The sequence below is a fragment of the Paenibacillus sp. Y280 genome (genome assembly GCF_056786335.1).
Genome location: NZ_JBXCIW010000008.1, coordinates 81,050 through 92,410, shown reverse-complemented (window position 1 = coordinate 92,410; position 11,361 = coordinate 81,050). Strand labels below are relative to the sequence as shown.

Genomic DNA, 11,361 nt, shown 5'->3' with positions numbered 1-11,361 from the left:
GAATGGCAATGAATAGAGAGGGTGGAATTTTCTGCAATGAGCAACCATGATGAGCGTAATTATTCGCCTTGGCAAAGCTACTATGGCCCCAATCTTGGGTATGTGCAGGAGCAATACGAACGGTTCTTAACCGATCCTGATTCCGTTGAATCAACAGTTCGTGAGCTATTTGAACGTTTTGGAGCACCGCCGGCCGTATCATTGGGAGCAACTCCAAGCACTTCGGCTAAGCCAAGCGAGCAAAAGGCTGCATCAACTGCAGTAGCAACTGGTCCGATTGATTCAAATATGTTGAAAAAGGTTGTGGCTGCGCATCAGCTTATGCTGAACATACGTAGATACGGCCATTTAGCTGCGGATATAGACCCGCTCGGTTTTAGCCCTGCAGCAGATACGAAGCTCCTCGAGCCAGAAACCTTTGGGCTTACTAAAGAAGATTTGGCCGCTATTCCGGCTTCGCTTATTTGGGATAATGCGCCAGCATCGATCTCAAATGGCTGGGAGGCAATTAGCCGCTTGAGAGAAATTTATACCCGTTCCGCGGCGTATGAATTTACACATATTCATGATGAGAACGAACGGAACTGGCTTAACAAGCAAGCGGAATCGGGAAGCTTCCCAGCACCGCTGTCGGCTAGAGAGCGTTCGGCACTTCTTGAGCGTCTTATGGAAGTTGAGTATTTCGAGAACTTCCTGCACCGTACATTCGTTGGTCAGAAGCGCTTCTCAATTGAAGGCGTTGATATGCTCGTACCTGTATTAGACGAGATTGTCCGTGCAGTCGCACATGACGGAGCCAATAACATTCTCATGGGTATGGCTCATCGCGGTCGTCTTAACGTACTGACGCATGTGCTCGGCAAGCCATACGAGAAGATTTTCTCAGAGTTCCACCATGCGCCAAACAAGGAGCTTATCCCGTCTGAAGGGTCTATGGGCCTTAACTACGGCTGGACTGGCGACGTGAAATACCACTTGGGGGCAGACCGTGCAGTGAAGGAAGGCGAAACGATTCGTGCGAATCTTACGCTTGCCAACAACCCAAGTCACCTTGAGTTCGTAAACCCGGTTGTCGAGGGCTTTACCCGCGCCGCGCAAGAGGATCGCAGCAAGCGAGGCTTCCCTGAGCAGGATCCGTCAAAAGCGGTTACGATCTGCGTTCACGGCGACGCTGCTTTCATCGGCGAAGGGATTGTTGCCGAGACGCTGAACTTCAATAAGCTGCAAGGCTACCACAATGGCGGTACGCTGCACATTATTGCGAATAACCGACTTGGCTTTACAACGAACAGCATCGATTCACGTTCGACTCATTACGCAAGTGATTTGGCGAAGGGGTTCGATATTCCAATCGTACACGTAAATGCGGATGAGCCGGAAGCATGTTTGGCGGCAGTACGCCTCGCATGTGAATACCGTCTCCGCTACAATAAAGGATTTGTTATCGATTTGATTGGCTACCGCCGTTTCGGTCATAATGAAATGGATGATCCGGATGTGACGCAGCCGCTTATGTACTCGAAAGTGCGCAATCACCCAACCGTAAGCGTGCTTTACAGCGAGCAGTTGAAAGGCGAGAAAGCGATCACGGATGCGCAGATTGAGGAGCTTCGTACACGTACGAACAGCAAGCTGCAAGCAGCCTACGATGCAATGAAAGCAAATGAAGGCCAGCCGCAAATTCGCGGCGAGCAGCAGAAGTCGGTGCTTCCTGCCGGTGAAGAAGCTCGCACAGCAGTACCGCTTGAGACGCTTCGCGACATTAACCTGGAGCTGCTCAACCGTCCGGAAGGCTTCACGGAATATACGAAGCTTCAACGGATTTTGCAGCGCAGAGCTTCTGCCTTGAACGATGGCGAAAAAGTAGATTGGGCACACGCGGAGACGCTTGCGTTCGCAACGATTCTCGCAGACGGTACGCCAATTCGTCTAAGCGGTCAGGATTCAGAGCGCGGAACGTTCGCGCATCGTCACATCATGCTTAACGATAATTCAAATGCTGCCAAGTTCTCACCGCTGCATATCTTGCCGCAAGCGAAAGCATCCTTTGCCGTTCATAACAGCCCGTTGTCGGAAACGGCAGTACTTGGCTTTGAATATGGCTATAACGTATTTGCTCCTGAGACATTTGTTATTTGGGAAGCGCAATACGGTGACTTCGCAAACGTTGCACAAGTTATTTTCGACCAATTCATCTCGGCTGGCCGTGCAAAATGGTCGCAAAAATCCGGCATTGCAATTTTGCTGCCGCATGGTTATGAAGGTCAAGGACCGGAGCATTCCAGCGCAAGGCTGGAGCGTTTCCTACAGCTTTCGGCTGACAACAACTGGACGGTTGCTAACTTGACGTCGTCCGCACAATATTTCCACTTGCTGCGTAAGCAAGCATCGCTGTTAGGCACAGAGCATGTACGTCCGCTCGTTCTTATGGCGCCTAAGAGCTTGATCCGTAATCCGCGCGTCGCTTCGCATGGCGTCGAATTCAGCGAAGGCTCATTCAAGCCGGTGCTGCCGCAATTCAGCCTAACGGAGCCGAAGGATCAGAAGGATAAAGTGAAACGGCTTCTGCTTTGCACAGGTAAGGTTGCTATTGATATCGAAGAGGCGCTCTCTTCAACAAACGCAGAGGATTACGAGTGGCTGCGCGTTGCGAGAGTGGAACAGCTTTATCCGTTCCCTCATGCAGAGATCGAGCGCATCGTGAAGCAATTCGACAAGCTGGAAGAAATCATATGGGTACAAGAAGAGCCGCAAAACATGGGCTCATGGAGCTTCATGGAGCCGCGTTTGCGTGCGCTGGCACCTAAGAAGGCAGCCGTTCGCTATGTAGGCAGACCTGATCGCTCAAGTACAGCAAGCGGACACCAAGAGGTACATGCTGCTGAACAAAAATGGATCATTTCGACAGCTTTGAACGGCAAACCAGTTGAAACAAGTTTGATTAGGGGGTAATGACTAATGGCTGAAATTATAGTACCAGAATTAGGCGAGTCCATATCTGAAGGAACAATTACGAAATGGTTCGTGAAGGAAGGCGACTCCGTTAGTCAAGGAGATGTCCTACTAGAGCTTGAAACGGATAAAGTTAACATTGAAATTAGCGCTGACAACAGCGGCGTTGTATCTCGCATTGCGAAGCAAGACGGCGATGTCGTTCTCGTAGGCGAAGCAATCGGTTCGATCGGAGAAGCAGCGGGCGGTGCGTCCGCACCTGCTGCTCCGGCAGCCGTTGCTGCACCATCGGCACCAGCCGCTCCTGTGGCTGCTCCAGCAGCGCCTGCTGCTAAGCCATCAGCTCCTGCAAGCGAAAGCACAGCAGCGATCAATGCTTCTCCTGCTGCTCGCAAACGTGCTCGTGAGCAAGGAATCGATCTTTCGGCGTCTGGACAAGCTCCTGCACCAGCGGTAGCAACGCCAGTTAAATCCGCTCCGCTTACACAAGCAGAGCCAGCTAGCGCAAGCAAAGATGCGAAACCGACAGAACGCAAACGGATGTCCCGTCGCCGGGTTACGATTGCTAATCGCCTAGTTGAAGCACAGCGTACAGCAGCGATGCTGACGACTTTCAACGAAGTGGATATGACGGCGATTCTTGATTTGCGCAAACGCCGCAAACAAGCGTTCTTCGAGAAAAATGACGTGAACCTAGGCTTTATGTCGTTCTTCACGAAAGCGGTAGTTGGCGCGCTGAAAGCCTTCCCGCTGCTTAATGCGGAAATCGACGGCGAAGACATTATTACAAAAAAATTCTTTGATATCGGTATTGCTGTATCTGCAAAAGAAGGCCTTGTTGTACCGGTCGTTCGTGATGCAGATCGTCTAAGCTTTGCTGAAATCGAGAAAAACATCGTTGAGCTTGCTGGCAAAGCAAGATCGAACACACTTGCGATCTCTGATCTGCAAGGCGGCAGCTTCACGATTACGAATGGAGGCGTATTTGGCTCGTTGCTTTCAACGCCAATTCTTAACGCACCGCAAGTTGGTATTCTCGGCATGCACAAAATTCAAATCCGTCCAGTAGCAATCGACGAGACTCGTATGGAAAACCGTCCGATGATGTACATCGCATTGTCATACGATCACCGTATCGTAGACGGCAGTGAAGCTGTTCGCTTCCTCGTGATGGTCAAAGCGCTTCTAGAAGATCCAGAAGCACTTCTTCTTGAAGGCTAACATAGATAGATCAATTAGAACCGCTCTTGAAGCAGAGGAATCTGCTTTAAGGGCGGTTTTTTCGTTTCGATAATTTAATCCCGTCCTCTTCATATGGATAGGATCATATCGCAGAATTTGCACTTGAATACGAATTTCTAGCCCATTAAATTATACGATGCAGCAGGAAGCGGGCTAGCGATGTTGAAAGTAAACAATCAGACAAAGCTAATTGCTTGAATGAGGTGGGTAACCTAAATGAAGATAGTAGGAGTAGGGGAGCAATTAAAGGAAAGTGAAGAGAGATATCAGCATCTGGTTCATATGCTTCCAGATGGTCTTGTTGTGTTGTTGGAAGGTGATGTTGTTTTTGCTAACCGAGCTTATCTGAATATGATAGGCGTAACCAGATTGGATGAAATCATCGCGCATCCTATGAGCAATTTTGTTCATCCAGAATATTTAGAGCAGTTTTCTGCCAATATTAATTTTTTGATACGAGAAGCGAACCCTTCTCATTGTATATATTACAAGCTGATTCGTCTGGACCTAGCGATTATAGAGGTAGAATTGAGAGCGGTAGCAGTGAAATTTGACGGAAAGCCTGCCATACAGCTCATCGTTCATGATATTTCCGACCAAATACGGATGAAAGCATCGCTCCACGAGAAGGATTATTTGTACAAAAGCTTGATGGAGAGCGTAGTAGCAGGCGTATTTGTGGGACAAAAGCATAAAGTCGTTTATGCAAATCCTTATTTGGCTGAGCTGTATGGGTATTCAGAGGAAGAGTTGCAATCGCTCTCGCCAACTCATTTGGTCCCGGAGGAAGATATCCTTAGGATCACAATTGATGTTTTGAAAGGCATGAACGAAGGAATAGATCAATTTCCACTTAAGCTAAAAGGAATAAAGAAAGATGGCAGCATTATCTATTTGGAAGGAAACAGCTCGATCATTATGTTTAACGGGCATCCATCCTTGCTTGGCACGCTGCAGGACGTTACCTTTAAGCGCGATAAGGAAAAGACGCTGAGAGACAGTGCTAAGCTCTATCAGAAAATCATTAAATTCGTTCCTGAACCAATCGTACTGAGCGATCAAGGGATTATTATTTATGTGAATAGATTGGCGCTGCAGGTGATTGGAATAACCAGTGCAGCCGAAGTCATTGGTCTAAGCATACTTGAATTTATTCATCCAAGCGATCATGAAACGCATATGCAAACGGTGGAAAATATTACGCTCTCAGATGAACCAACGCCCTTTGAAGAACGAGTCATTATTCGTCGAGATGGGCAGCATATTGATGTGGAATTGTCGAGCATTCGGATCAACAATTATGTGGGCAAGGATGTTATGCTTACTGTCATTCGTGATTTGACCGACCGCAAACGTTCGGAGGAGATGCTCATTCGATCAGAGAAGCTATCGGCTATAGGACAGCTCGCTGCAGGAGTGGCGCATGAAATACGCAATCCGTTGACTGCGCTAAAAGGCTTCACGCAGCTTCTTAGTGCAAAATATCCGGAGACGCCGCATTATTTTAACATTATGGCTAATGAAATTGACCGTATTACACTTATCGTGAATGAATTTATGACGTTAGCAAAGCCTCATTTCACTCAATTTAACTACGAGCCTCTTGAGCCTATTCTGCAAAGCGTTATTTCGATATTGGAGACGCAGGCTATATTGCTAAATGTGGAGCTGAAGGTTAGTTATGATCAAACGAATCCGTCGGTATATGGAAACGTAGATCAGCTGAAGCAGGTTTTTTTGAATATTATTAAAAATGCGTTCGAAGCGATGCCGAAGGGCGGCGAGGTAACTTTGTCGGTTACGACGATGGAAGACGGCTACGTTCATATTCAGATTAAGGATGAGGGTTCAGGCATACCAGAGGAATTAATCAAAAGAATCGGCGAGCCTTTTTTGACGACCAAGGAAAAAGGGACAGGTCTCGGCATTATGATCAGCACGCGCATTATTGAAGCGCACAAGGGTACGCTTCAACTTAGCAGCGTTCCCAATGAAGGGACGATGGTTGAAATTACATTGCCCGTACAGGCCAAGCATTTGTCACTGAGCTTACGGTGATACATAGACCTCGTCTGCGGCAGCGTTCGTCAATCGTTTGCGTTTATGATGAAGCGTAAAATAAATGACGGATGAAAAGGCGATAATGATGGCGCAAAGGATATACATAACGCTGTAGCCGTAGCTTGACGCTAACGAGCCAAGCGTATAGGAGCCGATGCCGTAACCAAGATCGAACAGCAGGTAGAAGGTTGCTGTAGCGAGACCTCTGCGATGAGCAGGGGCTGCGAGTATCGCAATCGTCTGGAAGCAGGGAAGCAATGCCCCATAGCCAAGCCCAATGACGGCTCCGGAAACGAGCAGCATTGCTGGCGAGCTCGCTTGGCTGAGCAGAAACATGCCGATTGTGAATATGGCTATGCTAGGGTAGACGATAACATGCTCGCCTGCACGGTCGAGCAATTTGCCTACTAGCGGGCGCGGCAAAACAATCATAATGCCGAAGCAAACGAAGAAATAGCTGGCATATTGATCAATGGCTTGCTCGTGAGCAAATACGGACATAAAGGTGACTAAGCCGCTGTAAGCGAAAGCGACAACAAAACCGCTAAGCGCTATAGGTACAGCCTTTTTCTCTACAAGGTCGCGCCATTGCAGCTTGCTTTTGGATTTTTTTTGATCGCCATCTACAGCAGCAGGTATCGGCCTATCAGCTTTGCGTCTCGTTGAAGCGCCTAGCACGAAGGCAATCAGGGAGCATGCTGCGCATAAGGCGAACATAGCGGTAAAGCCGCCATGCGTTGTGATCGTTAAGCCAACAAACGGTCCGATAACCATTGCCAGGCTCATAAACAAGCTGAAATAGCTGATGCCTTCTCCTTTGCGATGCTCGGGAATAATGCCGATTGCGGTCGTATTTGTGGAGGTAGTCGCAATCGCGAAGGTGCCCCCGTGAAAAAAACGAACGAGCAAAAGCATGGCATAGCCGAAAACGCCTAAGTATGCCATCGAAAATAATAAAAATAGCAATAAGGAAATAACGACGATTTTATGCTCGCCATACTTGGTCATAAGCTGCCCGGCAAAGGGACGAAGGAGTACGGAGGCGATAACGAATACGGTCATGGACAAGCCGGCTTGCGTATCGGTGCCGCCGAGCCCGTTCGTCACATAAACCGACAGCGCGGTTGCTAGCGTATAAAAAGAGAAAAATAGAAAAAAACTGCTTAAGCATATTTTTATGAAGTCTGAGCTCCATAATTTATTGGTATTCATGTATGTTCCCCTCTCAGATGACAGCGGCAATTGCTTATCTAGCGGGCAGCTATCTTTACTGCTCCACGTTTTTTTTAATTATGGCCATGAAGCTCATGAATGCTTGAATCTCTTCTTCCGAAATATTCGTAAGCATTTGCATCACAAAATTCGCCTCGATCGGCGCCAGCGTACGGGCATTCGTTCTGCCATTTTCGGTTAAATAGAGAAGCTGTGATCTTCGGTCCCCAGGATTCGCTACGCGCCGGACGAGCTCCTTGCGCTCAAGCTGATCAACTAATCGTGTGATGTTGGCGGGGTCTTTATCGGTGCGCTGAGCTATATCCTTATGTGTAATGCCGTCATGCTCATCAAGGCACATGAGCAGCGACCATTGCTCCGGCGTAACATCATGCTCTTGAAAAAGCTGCTGCAGCCTTTGATTTAATTTGCGTCCTGTATTGCTTATGACATAACCTACGGATTGTTGGAATTCCACTTGTGTTCACCTGCTCCATTCACTTAGTTGATATAACAATAATACGCTTATCAACTAAATAGGTCAACTACTCCAATCTATTATTGCGGATTGGAGTCTATTCCTGGCCAGCGGAAAGGAGTTGATGCTGCTTGCGGTATTGCTCGGGAGTGAACTGGGTATGGAGCTTAAAAGCGCGGCTAAAGTGTGACGGATGTTTAAAGCCGACCTCGTATCCGACCTCGGTTATCGGCTTAACCGTATCGATAAGATCAATTTTGGCCTGATAAATTCTGCGCAGCATTAGAAACTGGAAGATCGTGCTGCCGGTAACTTCTTTAAACGTTTTAGCTAAATAAAATTTGCTTAAATGAAGCTCCGTTTGAATGCCCGCAAGCGTAATATCTTCTTCGTAATGGCGCTCAACGTATGAGATGATGGCCTGTACATGCTGCTCTTTGGACGATGGGAAGGTAGGTTTATCATGAAGCGGCTTCTGGCATAGCTGATTGATTAATATTAAAAAGTCGAGCATCCGTGCCTGAAAACGCTGCTGTGAAAATGGATCCTGCTGCATGTATAGCTGATCCAGCTTGAGAAGGGTATCCTCAACCTCCGCTTTCTGGTCGCCGCGCAGCTGCAATCTAACATTTTGAAGCTTCTGGAACGGCTCGAGCAGGTCAGGCGTATACAGAGGCTGAATAAATTGCTTGAAATAAAACGGGTCGAAATGAAGGATGGAGCGGACATATTTTTCACTTGGGTCTACATGTGCACGGTGCAGCGTCATTCCATGCATGAGCAGAAGATCGCCAGGCTCAAGTACATAAATACGATCATTGATAAGGTAATTGACCTTGCCGCCATGAAAATAATAAATTTCATAATGAAAGTGGGTATGGTAAGGAATTTGAGCGTTAAAATCGGAGCTTGTCCCCATTGTGTAAGGCAAGCTAATTCGTTGCTGCGTGCTCATCATTTTGCCTCCCCTTGTAAATACCCTCATTATACACCAACCACAGTCAAATAAAAGCGTAAACAGGATAATGCGAATGAAGCCTGAGCGATCTTGAAGTGCTACCATAAAGGCAGGTTCAAACGAGTTGGCAAATCAGCTATTTAAACTTTCAAATAAAGGGGCGGCATTCGGATGCAGATCGTTCGTTTAGGTATTATCGGACTTGGAAATATGGGCAAGGGACATATTGGTTACTTATTGAGGGGCGAAGTAAGCGGCGTTGAAGTTACCGCTGTCAGCGACAGCCTGCAGTCGAATCTCCAATGGGCCAAGGAGAAGCTGGGAGATCAAGTAGGCTTGTATGCCGATCCTTATGAGATGATGGATTCCGGCTTGATTGACGGCGTTCTTATCGCTACGCCTCATTACTCGCATCCAGAGCTTGCAATCGCTTCCTTCGAGCGAGGACTGCATGTGCTTTGCGAGAAGCCGGCAGGTGTTTATACAAAGCAGGTTCGCATGATGAATGAGGCGGGCAGCAGGGCGAATGTGAAATTCAGCATGATGTATAACCAACGAACAAATCCGATTTATGTGAAGCTGAAGGAATTGATTGATGCTGGAGAGCTTGGCGAGGTAAAACGGACCAATTGGATTATTACGAGCTGGTACCGCTCTCAAAGCTATTATGATTCAGGGACATGGCGGGCAACTTGGGCAGGTGAAGGCGGCGGCGTGCTGCTCAATCAAGATCCGCATCAGCTTGATTTGTGGCAGTGGACGATCAACATGATGCCGAAGCGCGTCCGTGCGTTCTGTTATTTTGGCAAGCATCGCAATATTGAGGTTGAGGATGACGTGACGGCATTCGTGGAATACGAAAACGGCGCAACTGGCGTATTCGTTACGACAACAGGCGAAGCGCCCGGAACAAACCGATTGGAAATAAGCGGCGACCGCGGCAAGATCGTCATTGAAAATGATACATTAACCTTTTGGCGGCTGCGCGTGTCTGAGTCGGAATTTAATAAGAACTACACTGGAGGCTTCGGCGAGCCGGAATGCTGGAAATGCGAAATTCCGGTCAAAGGCAGCTATCCCGAACATAAAGGAATTACGCAAAACTGGGTAAATGCGATATTGTTTGACGAAAAATTGATTGCTCCCGGCGAAGAAGGCATTAAGGGACTAATGCTCTCGAACGCGATGCTGCTATCAACTTGGACCGACAACTGGGTTGACCTTCCGATTGATGAAGAGCTGTTCCATCAGTATTTGCAAGAACGGATCTCGAATTCGGCTTATCAGAAGGAGGATTAAGGACAATGAGCAAAGCGGATGGGATGAAGTATGCACCGAAAGGAAAACCGAATCGAGTAGTGGAGGACGGACAATTCGTAATTGCCGCCGTTCGTCTCGATCATGGGCATATTTATGGAATGTGCAACGGTCTTATTGAAGCGGGAGCGGTTTTGAAATGGGTGTATGATCCCGACTCAACGAAGGTAGAGGCATTTATTCGCCAGTATCCGCAGGTGAAGGCAGCTGATTCGGAAGAGCAGGTGCTTGCTGATCCTGAAGTGCAGCTTGTGGCTGCTGCTGCCATTACCTCGGAAAGAGGACCGCTCGGCGTACGCGTGATGCGCAGCGGCAAGCACTATTTTACGGACAAAGCGCCGTTTACGACGTTAGAGCAGCTGGCGGATGCGCGTGCCGCTTACACAGAGACTGGGAAAAAATATGCCGTGTATTACAGTGAGCGGCTGCATGTGGAGAGCGCTGTGTATGCCGGTCAGTTGATCGAGCAAGGGGCAATCGGACGTGTGGTGCAGGTGATTGGGCTTGGTCCGCATCGTTTGAACGCAGCGTCAAGGCCGGCATGGTTTTTTGAGAAGGAAAAATACGGCGGCATCATTTGTGATATCGGATCGCATCAAGTCGAGCAGTTTCTTTATTTTACAGGCAATCGCAATGCCAGCGTCGTGAACAGCAAGGTCGCCAATTATGCGAATAAAGACTATCCGGAGCTAGAGGATTTTGGCGATATGACGCTTGTAGGGGATAACGGGGCAACCGGTTATTTCCGCGTGGATTGGCTGACACCAAGCGGCCTTGGCACTTGGGGCGATGGTCGGACGATCATCCTTGGTACGGATGGCTATATTGAGATGCGCAAATATATCGATATTGCCCGTGAAAAGGAAGGCGATCAGCTCTATCTGGTCAATGCCGATGGCGAACAGCATTTGAAGCTGGGAGGTAAAGTTGGTTTTCCTTATTTTGGACAGCTTATCCTTGATTGCTTAAATGGAACGGAGCTTGCTATGACACAGGAGCATACGTTCAAAGCGGCGGAATTGTCTCTGCTGGCGCAGAAGCATGCAACGAAGGTGGAGTAAGCTTATGTGGTGTATACGTTGAATCTTATACGATTAGATGAAGCATCGCTGAGGAGTTGTAATCGTTGTTTTTATGAATC

At 48.0% G+C, this 11,361-nt stretch carries 8 protein-coding genes; 5 read left to right on the top strand and 3 right to left on the bottom strand.

What is annotated here, in order from left to right; all coding sequences use genetic code 11:
- Window positions 1-36 precede the first annotated feature (36 nt).
- From AC1TPC_RS12905 to AC1TPC_RS12895, 3 genes are all read left to right on the top strand, one after another.
- On the top strand, window positions 37-2,952 hold the full coding sequence (locus tag AC1TPC_RS12905; protein ID WP_482067252.1) for a 2-oxoglutarate dehydrogenase E1 component: 2,916 nt from the start codon (window positions 37-39) through the stop codon (window positions 2,950-2,952).
- Between the two features lie 6 nt (window positions 2,953-2,958).
- Window positions 2,959-4,173 (top strand): 2-oxoglutarate dehydrogenase complex dihydrolipoyllysine-residue succinyltransferase, encoded by a 1,215-nt coding sequence (gene odhB / locus AC1TPC_RS12900; protein WP_482067251.1) that lies wholly within the window; start codon window positions 2,959-2,961, stop codon window positions 4,171-4,173.
- A 237-nt stretch (window positions 4,174-4,410) separates the two neighbouring features.
- Window positions 4,411-6,252, top strand: a complete 1,842-nt coding sequence (locus tag AC1TPC_RS12895) for a PAS domain-containing protein (protein ID WP_482067250.1) — start codon at window positions 4,411-4,413, stop codon at window positions 6,250-6,252.
- Here AC1TPC_RS12895 and AC1TPC_RS12890 read toward each other — a convergent pair.
- The 3 genes from AC1TPC_RS12890 to AC1TPC_RS12880 form a co-directional block, all read right to left on the bottom strand.
- Window positions 6,244-7,467 (bottom strand): MFS transporter, encoded by a 1,224-nt coding sequence (locus AC1TPC_RS12890; protein WP_482067249.1) that lies wholly within the window; start codon window positions 7,465-7,467, stop codon window positions 6,244-6,246. The genes AC1TPC_RS12895 and AC1TPC_RS12890 overlap by 9 nt on opposite strands.
- Window positions 7,468-7,522: 55 nt before the next feature.
- The gene (locus tag AC1TPC_RS12885; protein WP_482067248.1) at window positions 7,523-7,945 is read right to left on the bottom strand and encodes a MarR family winged helix-turn-helix transcriptional regulator; all 423 of its coding nucleotides are present in this window, start codon (window positions 7,943-7,945) and stop codon (window positions 7,523-7,525) included.
- Window positions 7,946-8,042: 97 nt separating this feature from the next.
- Complete coding sequence (locus AC1TPC_RS12880; protein ID WP_482067247.1) at window positions 8,043-8,900, bottom strand: helix-turn-helix transcriptional regulator; 858 nt, start codon at window positions 8,898-8,900, stop codon at window positions 8,043-8,045.
- 174 nt (window positions 8,901-9,074) lie between these two features.
- On the opposite strand from AC1TPC_RS12880, the gene AC1TPC_RS12875 reads away from it, so the two are divergent.
- Together AC1TPC_RS12875 and AC1TPC_RS12870 are read left to right on the top strand one after the other, a co-directional pair.
- Entirely contained in the window at window positions 9,075-10,202 is a 1,128-nt protein-coding gene (locus AC1TPC_RS12875; protein WP_482067246.1) for a Gfo/Idh/MocA family protein, read from the top strand.
- A 5-nt stretch (window positions 10,203-10,207) separates the two neighbouring features.
- The gene (locus AC1TPC_RS12870) at window positions 10,208-11,281 is read left to right on the top strand and encodes a Gfo/Idh/MocA family protein (protein ID WP_482067245.1); all 1,074 of its coding nucleotides are present in this window, start codon (window positions 10,208-10,210) and stop codon (window positions 11,279-11,281) included.
- The last annotated feature ends 80 nt before the right edge of the window (window positions 11,282-11,361 follow it).

Coding starts and splice junctions, on each gene's coding strand:
- AC1TPC_RS12880 (WP_482067247.1), bottom strand. CDS start 8,900: ATGAGCACGCAGCAACGAATTAGCTTGCCTTACACAATGGGGACAAGC.
- AC1TPC_RS12890 (WP_482067249.1), bottom strand. CDS start 7,467: ATGAATACCAATAAATTATGGAGCTCAGACTTCATAAAAATATGCTTA.
- AC1TPC_RS12875 (WP_482067246.1), top strand. CDS start 9,075: ATGCAGATCGTTCGTTTAGGTATTATCGGACTTGGAAATATGGGCAAG.
- AC1TPC_RS12905 (WP_482067252.1), top strand. CDS start 37: ATGAGCAACCATGATGAGCGTAATTATTCGCCTTGGCAAAGCTACTAT.
- AC1TPC_RS12870 (WP_482067245.1), top strand. CDS start 10,208: ATGAGCAAAGCGGATGGGATGAAGTATGCACCGAAAGGAAAACCGAAT.
- AC1TPC_RS12895 (WP_482067250.1), top strand. CDS start 4,411: ATGAAGATAGTAGGAGTAGGGGAGCAATTAAAGGAAAGTGAAGAGAGA.
- odhB (WP_482067251.1), top strand. CDS start 2,959: ATGGCTGAAATTATAGTACCAGAATTAGGCGAGTCCATATCTGAAGGA.